23 protein-coding genes and 1 tRNA gene are annotated in these 23,532 nt (G+C 48.8%); 15 read left to right on the top strand and 9 right to left on the bottom strand.

Translation table 11 applies throughout. The features are described 5' to 3' along the window. Positions 1–216: 216 nt before the first annotated feature. Entirely contained in the window at positions 217–1,023 is an 807-nt protein-coding gene (locus BN162_RS07595; protein ID WP_020224478.1) for a Cof-type HAD-IIB family hydrolase, read from the bottom strand. A 351-nt stretch (positions 1,024–1,374) separates the two neighbouring features. On the opposite strand from BN162_RS07595, the gene BN162_RS07590 reads away from it, so the two are divergent. From BN162_RS07590 to BN162_RS07550, 10 genes are all read left to right on the top strand, one after another. Then, on the top strand, positions 1,375–2,052 hold the full coding sequence (locus BN162_RS07590; protein WP_020224477.1) for a FadR/GntR family transcriptional regulator: 678 nt from the start codon (positions 1,375–1,377) through the stop codon (positions 2,050–2,052). After that, positions 2,049–2,852 (top strand): electron transfer flavoprotein subunit beta/FixA family protein, encoded by an 804-nt coding sequence (locus BN162_RS07585; RefSeq protein ID WP_020224476.1) that lies wholly within the window; start codon positions 2,049–2,051, stop codon positions 2,850–2,852. The genes BN162_RS07590 and BN162_RS07585 overlap by 4 nt, the downstream gene beginning before the upstream one ends. Continuing rightward, on the top strand, positions 2,849–4,048 hold the full coding sequence (locus BN162_RS07580) for an FAD-binding protein (RefSeq protein ID WP_020224475.1): 1,200 nt from the start codon (positions 2,849–2,851) through the stop codon (positions 4,046–4,048). The genes BN162_RS07585 and BN162_RS07580 overlap by 4 nt, the downstream gene beginning before the upstream one ends. Further along, a complete protein-coding gene (locus BN162_RS07575; RefSeq protein WP_020224474.1) occupies positions 4,033–5,430 on the top strand; it encodes an FAD-binding oxidoreductase in 1,398 nt (465 codons plus the stop codon). The genes BN162_RS07580 and BN162_RS07575 overlap by 16 nt, the downstream gene beginning before the upstream one ends. A 302-nt stretch (positions 5,431–5,732) precedes the next feature. Next, on the top strand, positions 5,733–5,864 hold the full coding sequence (locus BN162_RS19155) for a hypothetical protein (RefSeq protein ID WP_020224473.1): 132 nt from the start codon (positions 5,733–5,735) through the stop codon (positions 5,862–5,864). Positions 5,865–6,267: 403 nt separating this feature from the next. Beyond that, positions 6,268–6,966 carry an ABC transporter ATP-binding protein gene (locus BN162_RS07570; protein ID WP_020224472.1) on the top strand — a complete coding sequence of 233 codons (699 nt, stop codon included), beginning with the start codon at positions 6,268–6,270 and terminating at the stop codon, positions 6,964–6,966. Between the two features lie 2 nt (positions 6,967–6,968). Next, a complete protein-coding gene (locus tag BN162_RS07565) occupies positions 6,969–8,678 on the top strand; it encodes an efflux RND transporter periplasmic adaptor subunit (RefSeq protein WP_020224471.1) in 1,710 nt (569 codons plus the stop codon). A 12-nt stretch (positions 8,679–8,690) separates the two neighbouring features. After that, entirely contained in the window at positions 8,691–9,908 is a 1,218-nt protein-coding gene (locus tag BN162_RS07560; protein ID WP_020224470.1) for an ABC transporter permease, read from the top strand. Between the two features lie 174 nt (positions 9,909–10,082). After that, positions 10,083–10,937 (top strand): DUF3137 domain-containing protein, encoded by an 855-nt coding sequence (locus tag BN162_RS07555; protein ID WP_167540003.1) that lies wholly within the window; start codon positions 10,083–10,085, stop codon positions 10,935–10,937. A gap of 54 nt (positions 10,938–10,991) precedes the next feature. Beyond that, positions 10,992–11,522, top strand: a complete 531-nt coding sequence (locus BN162_RS07550; protein ID WP_020224468.1) for a LemA family protein — start codon at positions 10,992–10,994, stop codon at positions 11,520–11,522. 77 nt (positions 11,523–11,599) lie between these two features. Here the strand turns inward: BN162_RS07550 and BN162_RS07545 are convergent, their stop codons facing one another. The 3 genes from BN162_RS07545 to BN162_RS07535 are packed head-to-tail and all read right to left on the bottom strand — an operon-like array spanning position 11,600 to position 14,822. Beyond that, a complete protein-coding gene (locus BN162_RS07545) occupies positions 11,600–12,361 on the bottom strand; it encodes a sugar phosphate isomerase/epimerase family protein (RefSeq protein ID WP_020224467.1) in 762 nt (253 codons plus the stop codon). Beyond that, positions 12,358–13,587, bottom strand: coding sequence for a lipid II:glycine glycyltransferase FemX (locus BN162_RS07540; protein ID WP_020224466.1), 1,230 nt, complete (start codon positions 13,585–13,587; stop codon positions 12,358–12,360). Before BN162_RS07540 ends, BN162_RS07545 begins: the two co-directional genes overlap by 4 nt. Then, on the bottom strand, positions 13,587–14,822 hold the full coding sequence (locus tag BN162_RS07535; protein ID WP_020224465.1) for a peptidoglycan bridge formation glycyltransferase FemA/FemB family protein: 1,236 nt from the start codon (positions 14,820–14,822) through the stop codon (positions 13,587–13,589). The genes BN162_RS07540 and BN162_RS07535 overlap by 1 nt, the downstream gene beginning before the upstream one ends. 212 nt (positions 14,823–15,034) lie before the next feature. Between BN162_RS07535 and BN162_RS07530 the strand changes: the two genes are divergently transcribed. From BN162_RS07530 to BN162_RS07520, 3 genes are all read left to right on the top strand, one after another. Then, positions 15,035–15,110, top strand: a tRNA-Val gene (locus tag BN162_RS07530). A 295-nt stretch (positions 15,111–15,405) separates the two neighbouring features. After that, positions 15,406–16,833: an FAD-dependent oxidoreductase gene (locus BN162_RS07525; RefSeq protein WP_020224464.1), complete on the top strand. Its 1,428-nt coding sequence runs from the start codon at positions 15,406–15,408 to the stop codon at positions 16,831–16,833. Positions 16,834–16,976: 143 nt separating this feature from the next. After that, a complete protein-coding gene (locus tag BN162_RS07520) occupies positions 16,977–18,194 on the top strand; it encodes a helix-turn-helix transcriptional regulator (protein WP_020224463.1) in 1,218 nt (405 codons plus the stop codon). 160 nt (positions 18,195–18,354) lie between these two features. Here BN162_RS07520 and BN162_RS07515 read toward each other — a convergent pair whose 3' ends face one another. Beyond that, positions 18,355–18,663: a hypothetical protein gene (locus BN162_RS07515; protein ID WP_020224462.1), complete on the bottom strand. Its 309-nt coding sequence runs from the start codon at positions 18,661–18,663 to the stop codon at positions 18,355–18,357. Between the two features lie 138 nt (positions 18,664–18,801). On the opposite strand from BN162_RS07515, the gene BN162_RS07510 reads away from it, so the two are divergent. Continuing rightward, positions 18,802–19,173 carry a helix-turn-helix domain-containing protein gene (locus BN162_RS07510; protein ID WP_020224461.1) on the top strand — a complete coding sequence of 124 codons (372 nt, stop codon included), beginning with the start codon at positions 18,802–18,804 and terminating at the stop codon, positions 19,171–19,173. A gap of 136 nt (positions 19,174–19,309) precedes the next feature. Here BN162_RS07510 and BN162_RS07505 read toward each other — a convergent pair whose 3' ends face one another. Both BN162_RS07505 and BN162_RS17830 read right to left on the bottom strand, forming a co-directional pair. Continuing rightward, a complete protein-coding gene (locus BN162_RS07505) occupies positions 19,310–19,705 on the bottom strand; it encodes a DUF2871 domain-containing protein (RefSeq protein WP_020224460.1) in 396 nt (131 codons plus the stop codon). Positions 19,706–19,734: 29 nt separating this feature from the next. Beyond that, positions 19,735–20,286, bottom strand: coding sequence for a TetR/AcrR family transcriptional regulator (locus BN162_RS17830; protein WP_020224459.1), 552 nt, complete (start codon positions 20,284–20,286; stop codon positions 19,735–19,737). A 178-nt stretch (positions 20,287–20,464) separates the two neighbouring features. Between BN162_RS17830 and BN162_RS07495 the strand changes: the two genes are divergently transcribed. Continuing rightward, positions 20,465–21,133 (top strand): hypothetical protein, encoded by a 669-nt coding sequence (locus tag BN162_RS07495; RefSeq protein WP_020224458.1) that lies wholly within the window; start codon positions 20,465–20,467, stop codon positions 21,131–21,133. Positions 21,134–21,229: 96 nt separating this feature from the next. Here the strand turns inward: BN162_RS07495 and BN162_RS07490 are convergent, their stop codons facing one another. Together BN162_RS07490 and BN162_RS07485 are read right to left on the bottom strand one after the other, a co-directional pair. Continuing rightward, entirely contained in the window at positions 21,230–22,546 is a 1,317-nt protein-coding gene (locus BN162_RS07490; protein ID WP_020224457.1) for a sensor histidine kinase, read from the bottom strand. 12 nt (positions 22,547–22,558) lie between these two features. After that, positions 22,559–23,257: a LytR/AlgR family response regulator transcription factor gene (locus tag BN162_RS07485; protein WP_020224456.1), complete on the bottom strand. Its 699-nt coding sequence runs from the start codon at positions 23,255–23,257 to the stop codon at positions 22,559–22,561. Positions 23,258–23,532 lie beyond the last annotated feature (275 nt).

Raw genomic sequence — 23,532 nt, 5'->3', positions numbered from 1 at the left:
ATTCCTGTTATATCTTCTAACTAACATGGAAACTTGGCTTGGTGTGCAAAGATATTCTTGGCCATCGAGCAATTTTCACTCTTTCGATTTAGAAAAAGGCAGGATAATATTAATAATCCTTTCTCTTATTAGCGGAAGGACTAAACGAAATGAAAAAGACCGACAAAACAATCGCAGCATTCTGCTTTATTTGCCGGCCTTCTTTTTATTGTTTGATCATGCTTTAAGGATACCGAAATGCTTTAAGGCTTCCGCTACACCGTCTTCATCCACGGATGGCGCAATATAATCCGCTGCCGCCTTGACATTCTCTTTGGCATTAGCCACAGCGACACCGACGCCGGCTTTCTGCAGCATTGGAATGTCATTCTCACCATCGCCGAAAGCCATTGTTTCCGCCCAGGAAATACCCAGGCGTTTTAATACTGATTCAATTGTTGTTGTCTTATCGTTGCCGGTGCTGTAAATGTCATAGCCCTGCGGATAGCTCCAGGTAAAGGTCAGCTCCGGGAACTGATCGGCGATCGATTCAACTTTTTCCTCATCCCCGATGATAAACAATCCCATTGGCAAACCATGCGTCTTCTGATAATCTTGTTCGGCCGTGTCGTCGATTAAAAGACTGCCGACGTCCTTGCCTTTCAGATACCCCCAGTGAAACTTGTGAAAGTGCGATTGACAGACGACGGATTCATCGAACTTATAGCCGACGCCCAGTTCCAGCTCATCGCACAGCTTGTTCAGTTTCAGCATGGTGGACTCCTGGATCTCATGCTTTTCGATGATGCCTTTGCCGGTTTCAATCAGGCATTGACCGTTGATGGTTACATAATAATCCGGCTTGAGCGTGTCGTGAACATCCTGCTGGATGAAGTAGTAAGCCCGGCCGGTGGCGATCAGCAGTTTGATTCCCTGCGCCTGCGCCTGATGCAGCGCCTCGACCACTGCCGGACGGATGGTTTCCGTGCCGCGGGCGATCAAGGTGCCGTCGATATCCAAAATCAACATTTTAACATTTTCCATATTTGTTTTCTGAACTCTCCTCTGTGAATTATCATACCGTGATTTCGATCCGGTGAAAAGAGCTTTTGAAGATTTTATTCGCGAAATATAACGTTTCACTGAAATATTGTTTCATAGAATGCTTCTGTTGGCGTAAACCGCCGGATCTTTGGAATTTATTGATTCATATTTCTGGTCTTTGGCGAGCGAAAATAAACGATTAAGCTGGGGACTGAAAAGCGCGGGACAGAACATCGGGCTGAATTCAATAAAAATGATTCGTGAAAGAATTAATTAACTGTAAGGGCTTTCATTTTCCGAGCAGTTCTTCTATAATGGAATTAACTTGGTCTGACCAGTTGGGGGTGAACTATGGAAAATCAGGAAAAGAACTCGCAGATGATTGTCGATGATGTGATCAGCCAGATCGGCAGCGGCCGGCTGAAAATTTCAGAAGCGCTGCCGTCTGAGCGGGAGATGGCGCAGCTCTATCACGTCAGTCGCAGCTGTGTGCGGGAAGCCATGCAGGTGCTGGCGTTGTTAGGCATTGTGCGGATTCGGCCCAAAGAAAAGACCCGCGTCACAGCCTTTCAGATCGAACCGTTTATTCAGCGGATTTCGCCGCTGCTGTTTGCCCAGCAGGGCTGTGAACAGGACATCGCGCAGTTCCGTCTGGCTGTGGAAATCAAAGCGGCGGAGCTGGCTGCGGAAAAGGGTGAGGATGCGGGCTTGATGGAATTGGTGAGTGCGATGCGTCAATGCGAGGATGAAGCGCAGGCTGCCAAACTGGATCTGCAGTTTCACAAGGCGCTGGTGCACAACAGCCACAACGCGCTGTTAAAAATCGCGCTGGACAGTGTCGGCAGTCTGATGGAATATTCCGTCGCGCACAACCGCCGGCAGATTTCAACTCATAGCTCACTGGCGATTTTGATCGACCAGCACGAACAGCTGACCCGGGCGATTGCGGCCAGACAAACGGAAACGGCGGCGGAGCTGATGAAGCGGCATCTGCAGCTGGAAGAAAATAGGGAGGAAACAGAAAAGTGAACATTGTTGTGTGTGTAAAACAAGTTCCGGCTACGCAGAAGGTCGAAGTTGATCCGGTAACCGGCGTGCTGAAACGGGATGGCATCGAAACCAAAATGAACCCGTATGATCTTTATGCGATGGAAACCGCGCTGCAGATTCAGAAGAAAACGGGAGCGAAAATCCATGTGATCACGATGGGACCGCCGGCTGCGAAGGCGGTGCTTCAGGAGGCGTTTGCTTTAGGTGCGGATGAAGGCTGGCTATTGACGGACCGCAAGTTTGCTGGAGCCGACGTACTGGCGACTTCCTATGCGATTGCTTCCGGAATTCGTCAGATCGAGCATGTCGATTTGATTCTGTGCGGCAAGCAGACTACCGACGGCGATACCGCTCAGGTTGGCCCGGAAATGGCGGAGGTCTTGGGGATACCGCATATCAGCTGGGTTACGGAACTGATTGACGTGGATGAGAAAGCCTTAGTCGTCAAACAGGATTTAACGGAAGTTGAGGCGGTTGCACGGATTCCTTACCCGTGTCTGATCACAGTGGAAAAAGGTATTTTCCAGCCCAATCTGCCGTCGTATAAGCGAGCCAAAGCAGCGGAGAAGAATCCGATTCACACCTTGAGCGCAGCTCAATGCAGGACTCTGGATCCTGCCCGGATCGGTCTGTCCGGTTCACCGACGCAGGTCGAGCGAATTTTTACGCCGACCCACGATGTGAAAACCCTGCGATTGGAAGGGGCGGAAGCAGAAAGTGCCGCACGGTTGGTAGAAATTTTGAAAGAAGATAAAATGTGGGAGGAGGAGAACGCATGAGCGGCTTAGTGATTGATCCGAAAAAATGTACGCGCTGCGGTTTATGCATTCAGCAATGTCCGTTTAACGCGATGGCGATGGTTGAAGGCCAGGTGCAGATCAATGCCGCCTGTAAAATGTGCCGGATGTGTCTGCGTAATTGTCCAAGTCAGGCGATCAGCGAACAGACTGATGCCCCTCAGCCTCAGATTGATAAGTCCCAGTGGCATGATATCCTCGTCTACGTTGAACACAGTGACGGCCGGATTCATCCGGTGACGCTGGAGCTGATCGGTAAGGCGCAGGCGTTGGCACAGGTCATCGGTCAACAGGTCAACTGCCTGATGATCGGCGATCAGATTGAAGCGGCGGCGGATGCGCTGTTGGATTATGGGGTAGCTAACGTGTACCTCTATGAGGATCCACGCTTAAAATATTTCCGTGCGGATAATTATACCGAAGTGTTTGAAGACTGTATCCAGCGCAGCCATCCGACAGTCGTGCTGGTCGGGGCTACGGTCAGCGGCCGTTCGCTGGCGCCGCGCACAGCCGCCCGTTTCAGAACCGGCTTAACGGCAGACTGTACGGTTTTAGAGATGCGTGAAAATACGGATCTGGTGCAGATTCGTCCGGCCTTTGGCGGCAACATTATGGCTCAGATCCTGAATACCAATCATCGGCCGCAGTTTGCGACGGTGCGGTACAAGGTGATGGACGCCGCTCAGAAGCAAGCCCGAATTGGCCAGGTTGTATCCTGTTCCATTGATTCGGCCAAGCTGGATTCCAAAATCGAATGGCTGAAAATTGAAAAGAAGGAGCAGGAGGTCAGCATTTCTGACGCCGAAATTCTCGTCGCCGTGGGACGCGGTGTGAAGGATGAAAAAACCTTGGCATTGATCGAAACCCTGGCGCAGCGTCTGCATGCCCAGATGGCCTGCAGCCGGCCTTTTGTGGAAAGCGGCCGGTATGACGTCAAAAAGCAGATCGGCTTGTCGGGCCGGACAGTCAAACCGAAACTGATTCTGACCTTCGGCATCAGCGGGGCGATTCAGTTTGCCGCCGGCATGAAGGGCGCAGAGAAGATCATTGCGGTCAACACCGATCCGCAGGCTCCGATCTTTGATCTGGCGCATGTGGCCGTCGTTGGTGATGCCGGACTCATTGCCGAAAATATGCTGAAAGAAATGGAGGGCGAAGCCGTATGTTCCGCAAACTAGAAACGAAAGATATCGAGGCGCTGAGCGCGATTGTCGGACGGCAATATGTCAGCGTCAGCGATGAAATTCACCCTGATTATACGCACGATGAAATGACCCACTACGGCTGTTTTGACCCGGAACTGGTCATTCAGCCGGGTTGTACTGAGGAAGTATCCCAGATTCTGGCTTATGCCAATCAGGAAAACCTGCCGGTCACAACCCGCGGAGCCGGAACGGGCTTATGCGGCGGCTGCGTGGCGACGCAAGGCGGGATTGTGATGTCGATGATGCGGATGAATCAGATTCTGGAAATCGATGAAGAAACGATGAACGCCGTCATCCAGCCGGGGGTGCTGTTGATGGAAATCATAGAGGAAGCGGCCGATCACAATCTGCTGTATGCCCCCGATCCGGGAGAAAAAAGTGCTTCGGTCGGCGGGAATGTGATGACCAATGCCGGCGGAATGCGGGCTGTGAAATACGGCGTCACCCGGGATTATGTCCGCGGTTTGGAAGTCGTGCTGGCGGATGGCAGCGTCTTGATGCTGGGCGGCAAGACCTCGAAGAACAGCTCCGGCTATTCGTTAAAGGATCTGATCGTCGGTTCAGAAGGAACGCTGGCCGTAGTCACCAAAATTATCATGAAGCTGCTTCCGAAACCGCGTGCGATGACGTCGCTGTTAATTCCGTTTAATACGCTAGGCCAGGCATTGACCTTGGTACCGAAGATCATGCGGCTGCCGGCAGTGGCGACGACGATTGAATTCATGGAAAAAGAAGTCATCCAGGATGCTCAGGATTATCTCGGTAAGGATTTCCCCAATAAGGAGTTCAATGCCTATCTGATCGTTTCATACAGTGCCAATACCCCGGAAGAAATGCAGGCGATGATCCACGACTGCGCTGAGCTGGCTTTGCAAGAGGGCGCGGAAGATGTCTTTATCTCCGATACGGAGGAGCGCCAGAGCAGCATCTGGGATGCCCGCGGAGCTTTTTTGGAGGCGATTAAAAACTCAACGACGCAGATGGATGAATGTGATGTTGTTGTGGACATCGACAAGGTGGCTGAGTTCTGTCAGTTCGCCCGTGATCTGTCGCTGCAGGAGGATATACGGATCCGCAGCTTTGGCCATGCGGGGGACGGCAATCTGCATATCTACGTGCTGAAGGATGCACTCGAAGAAGCGGTATGGCAGGAAAAGGTCACGCGATGCATGGATGCGTTATATGAAAAAGCCGCAGCGATGAAGGGCCAAGTGTCCGGCGAACATGGAATCGGCCATGCCAAACGGGAATATCTCAGACAATCGCTGCAGCCGGCTCAGATCGAGCTGATGCGGCGGATCAAAGCTGCCTTTGATCCCAACGGCATTCTCAATCCGGGCAAAGTCGTCGAATGAGCTTGCCTGCAGAGTTTATCAGTGAAGCCTATCATTAGAAAAGATAAATCAAGGAAGACCCTGGAAAGATTGGGGTCTTTTCTTTTCACCAGGCGTCATCAGGCGGCATTTTCAGATTGCGTAATCGAAGCTACGGAGCGGAATGACTGTGAATGGCCGTCAGAGTGAGTTCATTTTGCAGAAAAAGAATTGACCTGTCCTCTGGGGTAGAAGATCATTGCGATGGAGCAGCAGATTGCCAAAACTCAGGTTTCGTTTGACCGCCTGTGCAGGGATCTCACCTGGGTGGTTTTTTTCTGGCGATGATGCTGCAGGAACAAATACAGCGGCTGATAGTGCTAGCTGCAGCTCAGCTGATCGTGTTTGAGATTCACTCGTCAACCCGATTTCGGCGGCTGCTGGTACAGATCGGACAATTTTTAAGCGTGATTTAAACGCGGGACCAACGCCAACTTCATCGGCAGTTCCCGCGTTTTTTTATTTAGGAAATGTGACAGGATTGTTCGTTATTTGCAAGTTAAATCCATGGTGAAGCGAAACATCCGCGCGTACAATAATGTTGTTATCAGGCAGAATCTGGAAAAAGGGGGCTTGCTTTTTACAAAAATCAGAATATAATAAGCTTCAAGAAAGATAAATAAGAAAAAAAAGAAAAAGATATATGAGAAAAAAGATCAGAAATTTGTAAAAAAAGGATTGACAATAGTTCAATGATGTATTAATGTGTTACTGTCTTAATACAAAAATCTTATAAAGTTCTTTAGGATTCCTTTCGATGGGTTTAAGCCTTGGACTTTATAATGGAGATCGATTTAAGCATGACAGGGAGGGAAGTTCATGGCTGAAGCTTTAATTGAAATCAGGGATCTATGTAAAATATACAATCCGGGAGAAGTGGAAGTCCGAGCATTGGATCATGTCAATCTGACGATTAACCGCGGTGAATTGGTGGCGATCATCGGGCAGTCCGGTTCAGGAAAATCAACATTGATGAATCAGCTGGGCTGTCTTGATGTACCGACTTCAGGTGATTATTATCTGAGCGGTCAGAATGTGGCCAAGCTGAGCGACAATGAACTGTCGGATATCCGCAACCGTGAAATCGGTTTTATTTTTCAGGGATTTAACTTGATCCCCAATCTGACGGCCGTGGAAAATGTTGAGGTTCCCCTGATTTATCGCGGTATTGGCAAACGGGAACGGCGTCAGCTGGCGATTGCTTCATTAGAAAAAGTCGGGCTGGGTCACCGGCTTGATCATAAGCCTTCCCAGATGTCCGGTGGTCAGCAGCAGCGTGTGGCGATTGCCCGCGCGATTGCCGCCGCTCCGCCGTTAATTTTAGCGGATGAGCCAACAGGCAACCTGGATTCAGCTTCAAGCAAAGAGATTCTGGGAATTCTGAAGCAGCTGCATGCCAGCGGTCGAACCGTCATTTTGATTACGCATGACAACGAGATTGCCGCCCAGGCGAAACGGATTATTCATATTCGCGACGGCCAGATCGATTCCGATATAAACAATGAGGGAGGAAAGTAAAGATGGAAGAGAAGCAAGTAGAAGTCATTGAAATTGAACCGACAGCACCGGAAAAGAAACCGGGAAAAGAGAAGAAAAAACGCAGGCTGACCCTGCCGAAGAAGAAAACCTTGATTCTGGGCGCCGTTGGACTGCTCGTTCTCTATGTCGTCGTTTCCAACTTAACACGCAAGCCTATGCTGCCAACGGTGGCGGTGACCTCGGTTACCCGCGGTAATGTAGAGCAGACGCTGGATACCAGCGGATTGGTTTCTTCCTTATCTGAGAAGACCTACTTTTCACCGGTCAGCGCGAACATTGCGAAGCTGCCGCTGGAAGTAGGAGATAACGTCAGCGCCGGCGATCTGATCGTCGGTTATGATCTGGATTCGATTCAGGAACAGGTGCAGAAAGCCAATCTGGAGCTGACCGCGGCGCGCAGCGGATATAACGACAGCTTGAATAAAAGCAATGAAAAAGCCAATGAATACAGCCAGGCTAAGCATGATGCCGAAAAGCTTTATGCTGAAGCCAACGATCTGCGTGACCGTGTCAGTAAATTAAAAGATCAGCTGGCCCAAGCGCAAAAAGAACAGGCTGAACAGGAAGGCAGCAACGCCGCCAACCAACAGAAAATTGCCGAACTGCAGAAAGAAGCGGGGGATTTAGACGGTCAAATCGCACAGCTGGAGCTGCAGATCAGTGAAAAACAGAGAGAAATCGACCAGAATCAGGCGGCTCTGGATGCCCTGCTTAATCCATCCTCACCTGATCCTTCCACAAGTCCGGTTCCGACAGAGGATCCAAGTACTGAAATAGAAAGGCTGAAACAGGAGATCAATCGCCTGCAAGGCGAGCTGACTGAGCTCAATACGACAATGGATTCCCATAAGCAGCGGAAGCAGGAAATTGCAGACCAGATCAAGCAGCTGCAGGGGGCCTCTGGTGATGCGGCGGCAAAGGTTGTCCAGCTGCAGGCTGATCTGGAAAAAGCCACGACCGAATTAAGTCAGAAGGAATCCGAGCTGGCTAAGCGGGAAGGCGTTCGCGATTCAGCCCAGGCTGCGATTCTTTCCAACGAAATGAAGACTCAGCTGCAGGCCAATACCAATTTAAGCGAGCTGGCTGCGATGAGCACCCAAGAACTGCTGCAGCTGGCACGAGCTGGGATCAAGGCCGAATTCTCCGGCATTGTCACCAAGGTCAACACCAAGGAAGGCGCCGCGACATCCGAAGGCATGGAACTGATCACGATCGCTTCCAACCGCGAGGTCATGACTGAGATTTCAATCACGAAGTACGATTTGGAAAAGATCGCAGTCGGACAGAAAGCCCAGATTACGCTGGCCGGTTCACAGTATACCGGTACGGTGGAAAAGATCAGCAAGGTCGCTGAGGTCAATGCTCAGGGAACACCGGTAATCCATGCTCAGGTACGGTTCGACAATCCGGATGACAACATTTTCTTAGGCGTAGAAGCGAAGGTTTCCGTCAATACGGCCAAAGCTGACAACGTGCTGTTAGTTCCGGTGGAAGCGATCAATACCGATCGTGAGGGAAGCTTTGTCTATGCTGTTGAAAACGGTCTGTTAATCCGCAAGTCAGTTGAGATCGGCGTGACTTCCGATGACGAGGCGGAAATTCGCTCCGGACTAAGCGAAGGCGATCTGATCGTGCTGAGTGCCGCGGCCGGACTGCAGGAGGGGTTGCAGGTCACGCCTGTCCAGCAGTAAAGGAGGCCGCAGATGACGCAGCTATTTGAATATGTAAAGATGGCGGTCAAGAATATCCGGGCGAATAAAGGCCGGTCGATTCTGACGATGCTGGGAATTATTATCGGCATCTCTTCCGTTATCATGATTATGGCGATCGGCAACGGCGCTAAAGGAACGATCAGCGATGAACTCAACAGCATTGCCGGCGGTCAGATCTACATTTATGCCAGTCAGAATTATACAGCAGGGGAACCGGCGTTTATTACGGAAAAGGACATCGATACGATCCGCACGAAAATCGACCACGTTAAAGGGGTGACGCCGACGCTGGGCGCATGGGGCAGTGCCTTGACCCAAAAAGGCAATTTTGATCTGTCGATCAGCGGCGGCAATCCAGATATGCATGCGATGTCGGTGCAGCCGATGCTGCATGGGCGCTATTTTGATGAATCTGATTTTGAAGGCGGTCGCTTAGTCGGCGTGATCGGCGAATCCGATGCCAAGAAATTGTTTGGTACAGCCGACATTGTCGGCATGTCGATTGAAGCTTCGATTATGAATATTACCAAGGACATTCGGATTATCGGGGTGCGCAAGGATGTTGAAGGTACGTTTGTTTCATCAACGTATGAAGGCGCGCCAATCTCGATGGAAATGCCGTATACGGCACTGCAGTCCTTTGATATGGGAACGGATGATTTCAGCAGCATCTATATTATCTCTGAAGGCAATGAGTATTCCGCTTCGGTAGCTCAATCGGCGCTGAGCCTGCTTGACAGCCGTCATCAAACCCAGGGCAAGGGCGCCTTCCTGATGCAGGAATTCAACGAACAGATGGGACAGATCAATGAAGTGCTGAACATGATCACGACCTTCATCTCATTTGTCGCTGCGATCAGTCTGCTGGTCGGCGGCATCGGTGTTATGAATATTATGCTTGTATCCGTAACGGAAAGAACCCGGGAAATTGGTATCCGCAAAGGCCTGGGCGCGCGGACCAGTTCGATTTTGTGGCAGTTTCTCGCTGAATCGGCGATCATTACCGCAATCGGCGGTATTATCGGAATTATTCTGGGGATCGGCGGAGCGGAATTGATCTGCCTAGTCATGCCGCTGACCCCGCGGATCAGCCTGTCCACAATTCTGATCGCAACCCTGTTTTCTTCCGCTGTCGGCATTTTCTTCGGGATTGTCCCAGCCCGCAAGGCTGCCAATCTTTCGCCGATTGAAGCGCTGCGCCGGGATTAATCTGTTTTTGTCAAGAATGAAAAAAACCGAAGCCAAAGTGATCATTGATCCAGAGCTTCGGTTTTCTGATGGTCAATCCGGACTGTACGGCCCAAAGAGTTTGACAATTTTCTTACGAACATGAATTGTGCGTCAGCCGCATGCTATAATGAAAATCAGGATGGGGGGATCAGATTGGATGAAATTTTAGTGCAGCTGAATCATCAGCGGGAACGAATTATGGTCATAACCGTATTGGGAGGCGTTCTGATAGGTGTGGGAGTACTTCTGTTATTTTCCAGCTTTTCCTTCGGCGTATTGACAGGGGTCTTGGGGTTGGTTCTGATCTTGTGGATCAACATCACGGAGAAGCCGAAATATGTCCGAGCGTATAAAAATCAAATCGTGCTGGCGGTTCTGCGGGAAATGTTTGAGGATGTCAAGCTGAACGCGGATGCCGGCTTTAACCAGGAGTGGGTGGAGGAAGCTCATTTTATCCCTACCGGCAACCGTTTTTTCAGCGATGATCAGCTCTCTGGCAGTTATCATGGCTGTCCGTTTCGCCGCAGTGATGTTTTAACTCAGCAGGTGACGCATACCGGGAAGACGACGACGGTGACAACGCTGTTTGAAGGTCCGTGGATGGTGTTCGATTTTTCCAAGAATTTTGGCCATTATTTGTTGGTGCGGGAAAAAGAGTTTCTTGCCAACGGAAAGCCGGGCGGATGGTTCAGCGGATTAAAAACGGAACGGATTGAAATGGAAAATGAGGCGTTCAATGAGAAGTTTGAGATCTATGCCGAGGATGAACAGGAAGCCTTTTATTTGTTGACGCCGCATTTTATGGAAAAGCTGGAACAGGCGGAACGGGAAATCGCCGGCCGGATGTATTATGGCTTTTTCGACCGGCAGTTCCATGTCGCGGTGGACAATCGGCAGAACAGCTTTGAGCCGCCGGTATTTTCGGCGATCACCTTGCCGCAGCTGAACGAAATCCGCAAGGAAGCCCGACTGATCTGTGAATTGATCGACTTGCTTCAGCTGACTTGAATAGGAACAGGAATTTCACCGCAGGGAGGGCAGACAGAGAAAGGGGAATAAATTATGATTATTTTATTAGGTGTTCTCATCGTTGTAATCGGCACGGGAATTGGACTCTATAACCAACTGATCCGCAGCCGGATTAAATGTGAGGAAGCGCTGTCGGGGATTGATGTTGCGCTGGCAAAGCGCTATGACTCGCTGACGAACATTCAGGAAGCCGTCCGCGGATATACCAAGCACGAGCAGGCGGTACTGACTGAATTGACGAAGCTGCGCACTTCAATGACGCTGAACGAAAAAGAAGCGCTGGCGGATCAGTATACCCAGGTGCAAAAACAGTTATTGATGGTAGCGGAAGGCTATCCGCAGTTACAGGCCTCCGCCAATTTTCTGCAGCTTCAGGAAACGATCGCGGACGTCGAGGAACATCTGCAGGCCGCCCGCCGCGCTTACAATGCGAACGTGGCACGGTATAATGAAAAGCTTCAGATGTTTCCGTCCAGTTTGATCGCAGGTTTGATCCATGCGGAAGCAAAAGCCTTTTTCCAGGCTGAGCTAAAGCAGCAGGAAACTCCGAAGATTACTTTGTGATTCCATCATTTTAACTTGTTCTGTTAAAGAAGCCGAAACGATTGGCATAATAAAAAAGCCGAGAGTTTCGACTTTTCTTATTTCTGAGTTGTATTACACCAGCTGCGCAAAGCCTGGACATCACGCTGAAACTGCGCCGGCTGATCGTCTTTGACAAATTCGAGGATCAGCGGAACCGATTCAGGAATGATTTTCAGCCAGCGCTTCCATGCCTTTTCCTGATCCGCTAACGGCAGGCGTGAGTTATCGCTGTTCCAGCTGAACACATGAACCCTTGCCAGCCAGGGCAGAATGTCGGTGAGCTCCTGAAGATTTTCTTCGGCGCTCTTTTCTGGATTAGGCTGCCAGTAGGTTCGGCAATTTTTTCGATTCACGGCGTTAAGCAGACGAACGGCGGAAACATTGTTGTCCGTCAGCGATTTGCGGTGATATTCAAATCCGACCTCAATCCCGGCCTGCGCCGCCAAATCACAGCACTGCTGAGTCTCGGCAACGGCGCGCTCAAAGAAATCGGCGTCCGCCTGAGCCGAGGCTGTTCTTCCGGCCCAGATCCGGATCAGCGGAGCTCCCAATTTGACGGCACTGTCCAGATAAGCCTGGAAATCGACTTCCGGCTTCAAGCCTTGATTCAGCTTGTAATAGCTGCCATAGGAGAAAATCTCAAGCTGATGTTGGCGGCACTGATCTTTGATCCATTCTGCACAATCCAGCTGGCCTGCCGGAACATGCACATCGCTGCCCCATTCGATGCCCGCACATCCCGTTTGTGCCGCCAGCGCGATGATCTTAGCGGCTGTCAATTCGCGAAAGGTCACGGAGGTCAGTCCAATCGGCCTCATGCTTGCTTCTCCTGTTTGCCATAATGCAGAGCGATGAGTTTGCGCTTTACCCGGCGGCGGAAACGATCCGCTTTTTTCCAGCGGGCGGTGCGCTGCGGATGACGGAGATAATCGAACTCTCCGATCCGTTCGGTATAAATCGAACCGAAGGAACGCTTGTAATCGTAAAGGCCGAAATGCGGATCGGACTTCTCGGTGACCCCGGAGAAACCGCACATATCGTAGTGCAGCACGCCGTGATTTTTCATATCTTCCACTGCGAAGCGATGCAGGTTATCCACCGCCTTGATAAAATTGAAATCTTTATGATTGTAGGTATAGAGATCCCACGACTGTTCGCCCAATCGCAGGAACAAGCCCGCCGCAATCGCCGGTTTTGTGCCGTACCGGGCTTTTAAGTCCGCGGCTTTTTCTTTTTCTTTGAGCTTGGACTGCAGCGCTTCGGGATCTTTATGATATTTGCCGCTGTCAATTTCCTGCTGGATGCCGTTGATCATCTGATCCAGATCAATTTCGGTGACATACAAAACGGCATGTTCGCCGAAAGCCTCCAGAAGATCTTGAAAGAAAGTTTCAGTATGCGGCTTAAAGCCCTGAATTTGAGAAAGCTGCCGTTCAAATTCACATAACTGCGGAATATCTTCGACCGTTCCAAGCCGAGTTGAAACACCGATCACCGCATGCCGGCGCAGACTGTTCTGCCGGGCTTTTGAGAAGTGTTTGACGATTTCCTCAAGCGAAGGGGAAAGGTCGATGATCAACGTATAGCGGTTGACCCAGCTGCCGTTATAGGCGTAACCGTAGCCTTTATGCACAAAGCCCAGTGATTTCAGCAAGGCCGTGACATCCTCATGATTTTCTCCGCCTTCAATCGGATTGCCTTTGATATCCCGTTCCATTCTGAGTACATTTGGATCGATCCGCAGGAAATCCACTTTGGCATTTTCCGCCAGCTGGATCAAGCCCCGCAGACACTGTTCACTCAGATCAGAATCGCTGTAATCCAGACACGGTCCCCAAGGAACATAAAAGTAATGAATCCCCAGCTGCTTCCGCTCCAGGATCATCGCTGTTCCCTTCAGTTCATCCTGATCATAAAAACCATAAAAATGCGGCTGATCCTGTTTCTGCAGCTTGGCCCACATCGAGGTCTTCATGTAATGTCCATAAGGATGAATACGGACAAAGCTGTCCAGCTGTGAAGCTGGGATGGATTTACAGATCATCAACGGGATTCCCTCCTTAACCATTGCCGGCGCCACTCCTTGACCTTTGGCAATAACTTGGTCCAGATCGGATACAGAAGCGGCTTGCAGGCCAGACTGAATTCACCAAGATAGACGTCGATCTTGGGAACAAAGGATGATTTAAAGGTAAATAAACCATCGTCCAGTGTTCCTTCCACGCCGCCGAAATTAAATCGTGTACAGCCTTGTTCAAAGGCCCATTGAATGCCGCGGAAGCGCAGCGCGTAGGCGGCCAGATAACGGCGGTATTTTTCATTTAAACCGGAATATAACAGCTCACAGGTTGTGCCGTCATGCACTAAAAGCAGGGCGCTGACCAGAATGTCGGAACCGTCTTCTTCTGCCTGTTGGCGCAGCTTGGCTTTTTCCTCATCCAGATCCGAAATCTGTTTTTCCAGCTGCTTGCGTTTTTTGTTTGCCTTTTCATCCAGCTCTTGAAGATGATCCCGGAGCCCCTGCTGCTTTTGATCCACCAGAGCCAGCGCGTGATCACAGTGAAGATGAGCCGCGAGAATACAGGCCTGATCGCCAAAGTTTTCCATGATCGTACGGAAATAGTCTTCATTGCGCAGATGAATATTCTTGCGCCGTTCCGTGTATTCGATCATTTCCGCTAATTCATGGACATGTTCTATGCCCCAGACTTCAATCTGGATGCCCTTGGCAAAACTGTTGTGGATTTTTTCGCGGGTCTTTTTCGGAAAGGCAGCCTCCCAATTTTCCTGGTAGGGAAAACAGAGCTGAAAGCGCGGCTGTACGGTTTCACTCAGCAGCTTTGTATAGCCCGCAAAATGAGCTCTGGCTTTCGCCAGCTGCTGAGGAATCGGACTGCGGGCGTTCCAGGCGGCTTCTTTCTGATCCAGCTCATAGCTGCCAATGATTAGATACGGATCAAATTTACATTCCACGGCTCCTTGTTTTGCACAAAACTTCCGAATGGACGATAAGAAAAATTCCATCTGTTCAAAATTGGTGTAATCCATGATCGGGCCGCGGGGAATATAAGCTAATTTCATGCCCATCGGCAGACTGCGGAACAGAATCATCGCCGCACCGCATAGTTCACCATCCTGGCGCATGCCGACATACTTGGCAGACCACTCCTTTTTTACCTGGGCCCAGCCTTCGGTCTGATATATATTATTACAGCTGCTGGAACGGGTGAATTCGTCCAGCTGCTTTCCCGTGATTGACTCACAAAACTGCAGATTCATGATGCGTTCGCCTCCGATATTTCATTATAGCATACCCGACCTTAACTTTCTTTACCCGTTTTGGAATTCCAGCGGGAATTTGAATGAAATTTTGTTGGTTAGAAACCAGAAAACATCCGGAAATTGGCCGCTGCGGGATGTTCGATTTTGGATATTTTTAGCTAAAAAAGGGTTGCAGTTTTCAGGGATCAATGGTAATATATTAAAGCACCGGACGCTTAGCTCAGTTGGGAGAGCACTTCCTTGACGTGGAAGGGGTCAGGGGTTCGAGTCCCTTAGCGTCCACCATGATGATAAAGATAAACTGCTGATAAGGCAGTTTTTTTTGTGTTTATTTTGATCTAATTCAAAAACACAGTGAACGCAGAATGAAGTCTTAAAGCAGCTGTGGCTTCGGATATCTCTCCTGTACGGCTGACATCAGTCTGCAAAAGAAATCCCGTTGTCCTTTATGAAACTGCAGCCGCTCATTTCAGGTTAAAAATTAGACAAAGAAAGTCAAAAATTCACGGGAAAAGTCAAAAATTCAAAACTTGTGTAAAGTTTATCAATGCTACAATGCAGGTATCAGGGAGGAAATGAAATGAAAAAACTTTACAGCCTTGGATTATCCCTACTTTTAGGCTTTGGTTTAACCGCCTGTGCAGGGAATCCGCAGACACAATCACCAGCCTCATCCCAACAGCCGGAAGCAGAAACAAAGGAAGAAACGACAACGACTGTGGTCGTCGGGGCCGGGGGCGCCGGCATGATGACGGCCATTGAACTGCAAAATAACGGTCAGGAAGTCATTTTGCTGGAGAAGCAAGCAATGCCGGGAGGAGCGACGCTGCTGGCCGCCACGTACTTCGTCGCAGTGGATACAGAAATGCAGAAGGAAGCTGGAATGGGGCTGAGCATCGAAGATTATGTTGCCAAACAGGTTGCTTCCAATCCGGATTTCAATGCCGACCAATTACAGCGCCTGCTGGAAAACAGTCAGGACAGCATCGACTGGCTGAATGAGCGTGGCGCCAATCTGACGCGCCCGATGTCTAATTATCAGATCGGCATCGAAGACGGCAGCTCGCTGGGCGTCATGCTGGTCAAGATTTTGAACGCTGAATGTGAAAAAGCCGGTGTTGATCTTCGGACAGAAACACAGGTTACGGAAATTTTAATGGATCAGGGCAAAGCCGTGGGCGTCAAGGCTAAGGGACCGGAAGGTGAAATGATCATTCATGCAGATCACGTTGTCCTTGCTACCGGAGGCTATGCCGCAAATCAGGATCTGGTGAAGGAATATGCTTCTCAATGGGCGGGAACTCCGTTTACCACCGCTGTCGGCAGTACCGGCGACGGTCATCAGCTGGCAAAGGCAGCCGGCGCCAATCTGACAAATATGGATGTGGTGCGGATGAATCCAGCAGTCTATACTGATGAGAACGGAAGCAGCTACAGTCTGAGCGTTGCTCGGGCAGAAGGCGGAATTCTTGTCAATCTGAAGGGAGAACGCTTCTGCAATGATTATTATCCGGATTACACGCAGCTGTCCCGTTGGATGATCGAACAGGAAGGCGATTATACCTATATCGTTTTTGATCAGAAGTCTGTTGATACTTCATCCCGACTGGCTGATTTCAAGGACCGCGGTTTCTTCCTGGAAGGCCAAACACTGGAAGAGTTAGCGGATCAGATGGGCGTACCGGCAGAGAATCTGACGGCAACCGTAGAAAAATACCGTGGTTATTTCGATCAGGGGAAAGATGAAGAATTCGGCCGTACTAACAACATGAACACACGCATTGATCAGGCGCCGTACTATGCTGTAAAAGTAAAGCCGGGCATCCAGGTCACTCTGGGCGGTATCCAGGTGAATGATGCGCTGCAGGTCATGAATACCGAAGGCCAGCCGATCGAAGGCTTATATGCGCTTGGCGAATGTGCCGATGATGGTCTGTTCGGCGGGGCACCGACCAACATTGACATCACCTTTGGACGTCTGCTTGCTCAGCATTTAATCAATCAGTAAGGTTTGATGGTGTGTTGGAGGACGATAAATTTAGGACCATAAAAAGACAACGAAGAAGTCGGCAGGCGCAGGCTTCTTTCGTGCTTTACAAAACGATTCATTCTGACTGAAGATATGCTATGATGAAGCAGGAGGGATGCTGGATGGAAGTCTACAACAAAGAAATTTTCTGCCGGACGATGATCGTCAATGAAGCCTTGTTTGGTCAGACTGAAAAACAGCTGCGGATGATGATGAATGAAGTGGAAACCGAACTGAACTTTGATTTCCATGACTTTTATCTTTGTTTGACAGGGTTGCCCAAGAAATATTATACGGCTGAGCTGAACATGAACCGTAAGGATTTCGTACGGATTTTTGAAGCGTTTATTCGCCAAATTCATAATCAGGCCAGGCAGGATGAGATTGAAATGATGCATGCTGTCATCAATTATGACGGTTCCAAGCAGATTGCTTTTCTGATTAAAAAGGGCAGTAAAAGCGAAGCGGAGATTCTGGCTTTTGCCGGATGGATTATGGAAATCCTAGAAGCTGAGTATCAGAAGGATGAACGCTATCAACGTTCCTCGTTGGCTAATTTTACCGTGCTTTCTCCATGGATTTGCGATTATTCAGCGCTGGCTGCCACGTTTGAAACAGTACGGAAACTGAGCCGAATGGCGTATTTCGATATGCGCCCGATTGTTGTCCAGCAGCAGGATATTCCTGAAGGAAAAGGGGATTGGAAGCGAATTCGGGAGCTTTTTGAACAAATTGAATTGTTGATCTTCGATAAGAACGTGCGAAAGCTGGAGCTGGCTGTGCATGAGCTTTTCAGCAAAGCGGTGAAGCTAAGCTATAATTTTGATCTGGCTTACGCAGTGATTAATGATCTGAACCGGCTGACGATGAAGCTGAAAGATCAGCTGAACTTAGAACTCCCCTCCGCTCAGCTGCTGTTTCGGCTGGAGCGTTATTTCAGTGTCGAAGAAACTGAAAAAAACGTGCTGCAGCTGCTGCGCCGTATTCATCAGGAAGCCGCAGCCGATTATCAGCGGATGAGCCCGATTACCCAACAGGTCCTGGCCTGGATCAAACAAAACTATATGCGCGAAATCGGTCTGCAGGAAGCGGCGGATCATCTGGGACTGGCGCCCGCTTATGTCAGCCGAACCTTCAGCCGGGATTTGAAAGTTTCACTGAGCGCCTATATCACGCGTCTGCGTATCGAACGGGCAAAACTGCTGCTAATGGAAACCAATATGAAAATTGCGGAAATCGCAGACAATGTGGGAATTGTCAACCGCGATTATTTCAGCGTCCTGTTTAAAAAAAATACCGGCATGCGGCCGCAGGAATACCGCGATTTTTATCGTCAGTAGCACTGAATCAGGAAGCAAAACAGATCAAGTTCTTGACCCATTCCACTGCTGGCTTTGACTTGATGAAATGAACAAAGCCGCAGCCGGGCCAAGCACTGCGGTTCTGTTGTGTCGTTGCGTTTTGGTTAAAGCTGATGGGAATCGGGAGCCATGATCATGCTTATTTGTTTTCAAAGGCTTCATAAATCGCCAGTTTTTCTTTGGTGGTTGTGATCACTTCGGTCAGATTCTTAAGGATTGTCTGCTCACGAAATAACAGCTCGATCAATTCCAGCTGGTCTTCCTCATCATAGCTTCCATATTTTAAATCGTTAGTCAGATTTTCAATGGAGCGTTCCTTTTTTCCTACCTGTTTGCAGATCAGGATCAGAAAGTCCGCAAGATCAGCACTGGAAAAATCACCGATCCCGACAATTTCATTTAAGAGTGTATACGCTTCTTCTGCATTGGTTGCCGCGGTTACTAACATTTTTTTCTCCTTTATTTAAAGCCTGAAATTCAATAAAATTAAGTGTGAAGCAAATATTGCTTTCAGATTTATTATAATCGCTTTCTTATCCAGTTACAATAAGGTTAAATCATTTAGAAGAATTTTTGTGAGGTGGATATGAGCGAGAAGAAAGATTATGTGGATTATTCCCTTTTAGGTCAGCGAGTTCGCAGAGCACGGAAAAAAGCAAAACTGACCCAAGCCAAGCTTGCTGAAAAAGTAGGGGTGTCAATACCCACGATCAGCCATATAGAAACAGGGACGAATAAAGTCAGTTTGGAGCTGTTTGTCAGTATTGCCAATGCACTGAATGTTACGCCGGATGAGCTGATCCTGGACAGCGTACCGAAACTGGCTTCGATGTATATGCAAGATCTTCGCGAAGATCTGAAAGACTGTACACCGGCAGAGTATAAGATTTTAACGGACATGCTTTCCAATATGAAGATGCTGCTGCGCCGGTATTCGTCGCATGAACAAGATCAATGATCACCTCAGCCCGATAGTTCAGAACCAACAAAAAAATAAGTGTAGGGATCATAAGAAAAAGAACTTGGCCTGCATGCAGATCAAGTTCTTTCTTTAAGTTCGCTTTCAATCCTGAAGAAGCAAAATCGGCTGGGACTTAGGCTCGGGAGCGGATCAGATTTAAAATCCAGACTAAGCCGATGCCCCACAGAATATGTCCTAACCCGGCAATTCCTGCGATCATCGCGCCGACTTCCATGCCCTGCAGCTGCATCCAGCCGTGAACCAAAAACAGGACGACAGTCCAGACTAAGCCGATATTATAGACAACGAAAGCTTTGCGAAAAGAGGAAGTTTCAGCAAAATCGATGAATTTGCTTAACAAAGCGACGACCAGGAAAAACAAGGTGCCAAGCATAAACAGATGACCATGGGCCAAAGATAAATAAGTCCGGTCCGTATAATTCAGCATTCGGGTTGCTTCCCGAAAGAAGACGCCGGCAGCCATGGCAGACAGCGCGTAGATAAAAGCTATGTTGATGAATTTTTTCATTGTGTTCAATACCTTTCTTTTTAACCTTTTTATTTTGAAGGATGGGACAGTGACGCTTCCAGCCAGCGGCGCAGTGAGCTGTATTGATAACCACGATTTTCCAGACAGCCCAACAAGCTGGTGAACAGAAAAGCTGCCCGTTCATTGAGCTGTTCTTCCGTTTCATCAGGAAAGCTGGTTTGAAGGGCCAGCGCCAGCTGACGTGTCAGGTGAGTCTGCGCGCGCAGTTCGCGGGTCTTTGCCTCCTCCAGAGCAGCCGGGGATAAACCTGAAGCCGCATGCAGAAATTCAGCGGAGAACTCATCGATGCTTTGTTTCATCATGGCATAAAGCCAATCCAGCTTGACTAAAACATTGCCTTCCGGAAATGTTTTCTGATGAAAACAATTTTGCCAGAATTGCTGAACAACATCGAGCACCAGACTGTCCTTGGTGGGGTAGTAGTTATACAAAGTGCCTAAGGCGATATCGCATTCCCGGGCTAAATCTCTCAGTTTTAAGCCGCTCAAGCCGCCAGTCCGCGACAGCTCAATCGCTTTTTCAATCAAAGTCTGACGTAAATTGGGCAGAAGTTTAGGCAAGATCTCACTCCTTTCATGATATGAACTGCGTTCATTATAGGAGAGTTCGATCAAGAAGTCAACGCTGATGCTCGCTCGGGAAAAGGCTGCGGACAGAAAATATAAAACTGGAAAAGGTGTTGACAGAATAAGCTTTTCTCTCTATAATGAACAATGTTCATAAAAGGAGGAAATAACCATGCAGGCTATTGTTGAAACGGTTTTTGATCTTGTTTATCTTTGTACGGTCACGACGCTGGGAATTCTCATGATTCGTCAGGGCCGTCAATCTCGTCAGTATTTTCTGTTCGGGATTATGGCGGTGACATTGGGGGCGGGAGATGCCTTCCACTTAGTGCCGCGGGCGATCGCGTTGTGTACGACCGGCTTGGAGAATTATACTGTAGCTTTAGGCGTCGGCAAATTCATCACTTCGATCACGATGACGATTTTCTATGTTTTATTATATTACGTCTGGCGCCAGCGTTATCAGGTTACAGGAAAAAAAGGTCTGACGTGGACGGTCTATCTGTTGGCCTTGGTACGAATTGGATTGTGTCTGTTTCCGCAGAATGGCTGGACCAGTGCTGAGGCGCCGCTGGCTTGGGGAATATACCGCAATATTCCGTTTGCTTTGATGGGTTTGCTGATTATTGTACTGTTTTATCAAAGTGTTAAACAGCATCAGGACCAGGCTTTTCGCTGGATGAGCCTGACCATCATTCTCAGTTTCGGCTTCTACATTCCAGTTGTTTTGTGGGCGGATACGGTACCGCTGATCGGAATGCTGATGATTCCGAAGACCTGCGCCTATGTTTGGACAGTCTGGATCGGCTACGCTGCGATGCGCCATGATCTGCAAAAATAAGTCTGAACTGCATTGGAAAGCAAACAAGAAAACAGCGTTTGGAAGCTTCAGCTCAATCTGAAAAAATACCGCGGATCCTGAATCTGCGGTATTTGTTTATGCTAGGGTGGTATCGGCTGACGCTTGAGGATCACAGACGGGTTCCAGCTTCAACATCACGTCAAGAATAAACCAGCCATTTTCCACCGAGCAGTGAATATTGCCGCCCTGCCGCTGGGCAATGTCCTGAATGGTAGTCAAGCCCAAGCCGTGCCCGCTGTCTTTTTTGCAGCTGGGCGGAAGCTCATGCGGAGTCAGCTGGAGTTTTTGACCACATCGGTTCTTAATTCGGATCAGCGCGTAATTCTGCTGAATATCTGTTTGAACGGAAACCTCCCGCAGGGCCGGCGGCAGCGCTTGAAGTGCGTCGCAGCAATTTTCCAACGCATTGGAGAAAATCAAACAAGTTTCGGCGTGCGTTAAAGGGAATGATTGATACTTTAAGACATATTCCCATTGTGCGCCCAACTTCAGAAAACGGTCGGAATACTGCTGCAGAACTGCATTCAGATATGGATCAGCACAAAATTCTTTCTTGCGCTCATCCATCGCATAAGCATTGATTTCCTGAAGATAAGCCTGCGCTTCTTCAACCCGGGCTTCGCTCAGCAGTCCGTTTAAGACAATCAGATGAGCTTTCATATCATGCTGAAGCTGGCGAAGGGCCTGTTGGTTTTCCAACTGCTGCTCGGCAGCTTCTTTCTGCATTTGCAGCTGCCGTGCCTTTTGACTGCGTTCGAAAAGCAGCAGCTGGCTGTGCAGCGTTGAAAAGATTGTTAAATAAGTTGCCGGCATCGCAGCCAGAACCAAGATCAGCGCGGGAATATCGGCCGGCCGGTTGATGATCGGATTGGGCCAGTTAGGCATAATGCACAATAACGCATAGTACAATATGGCCATTAACGTAAAAATTGCCCATCCCCGTGAAACTGTCTTTTGCAAATTCTGATAAGGTCTGCGCAAATACCGGAACGCCACATATTCAGCGAGAGGGAAAGCGATCATCCGCGTAATAAATAAAATGTAAAACTGGCCATGAAGCAGAAGATCGAGCAGATTGGTGGTAATGCACAGCCACAGGGCGCAGGTGTCTGCCAGACAGAAGGTAAAACAAAATTTCCAGCCGCGGTCGTATGAAATCCAATAATAAAACAACAGCGTCGGCACTGTGCAGGTGAGGACAAATATCCGTCCCATACTGTCAATCTTGATGGCTTTCAACAGGAAGGCGTTGGCCAGGATCAGGCAGCCCATAAAGCATAAGGTCAGCGAAACGGTGACCCGCAGCGAATACCGTGAACGGCTTAGCAGCATAAATATAAGGAGAATGTGCACCAATGACCAGATCACTGAAAAATCACGCAGGTTTTCCACAAGATCGCCTCCTTATTTCAGATTCCTAAAAATAACTTCGTGATACAATTTGCGTGCCTGACTTAAATAACTGCGGGAAATGGGAATATGATATTCCCCGCAGAGAAATTCATCCTGATCCAGACTGTCGACTAAATACAGGTTGACAAGATAGCTTTGATGACAGCGGAAGAAAATCTGCGGATCCAGCCGTTCTGCGATCACACTCAGTTTTTCACGAATCGAATACATCACTTTGTTCTGACATTGAAACAACAATGTGTGTCCGCGGCTGGTCACAAAGATCAGCTTATGATACGGCACAACAACGGATTTTCCCCGCGTTTCAAGAACGATCTGCTGCTGGCGCTGCAGCTGAATCTGCATCTGAGCACGCTGCAGCAGCTCGTGGATCTGCGTCTGACTGATCGGCTTGACTAAATATTGAAAGATGTATAAATTATAGGCTTCCCGATAAAAATCATCGCTGGTTGATACAAAGCAAAGCAATGCGTCCGGATCAAGACGGCGGATCTGCCGCGCTAATTCTAAACCGCTGATCCCTTCCATAAAGATATCCAGAAGATAGAGATCATAACGTTCATGAAATTCTTCCATGGAAACAAGCAAGGCTTCGCCGCTGGAAAAAGCAGTCGTAAAATGCTGCGTACCGATCAGATAGGTCAGCTGTTTTAGATCTTCGGCTTGATCATCACAGAGCGCAATCTGCATTGCTTCTTCCTCCTTGAATTCGTTAATTTAATTATACGAAAGAAGGAAATTCCAAACAACGCAATTTTTGTCGTTTCATGCGCTGTTTTTGCCAGCGGAAGGAATTGAAGTTTGCTGTGTGGTAAAATAATAACCGACCAATAACGTCACTCAATCATTCTGATAGCGAATGATTTTGCCAGCGTTAAAATAAGCTTATTTCAAATCGAATCCCTGAATGGGGCAAGGGGGAAACAGGGATAAAAAAGCCAAGCGATGAGATGTTTTTTATATCC

Origin of the sequence: Holdemania massiliensis AP2 (assembly GCF_000327285.1) — a bacterium.
Taxonomy (GTDB): domain Bacteria; phylum Bacillota_I; class Bacilli_A; order Erysipelotrichales; family Erysipelotrichaceae; genus Holdemania; species Holdemania massiliensis.
This window is presented reverse-complemented; position numbering and strand designations above follow the sequence as displayed.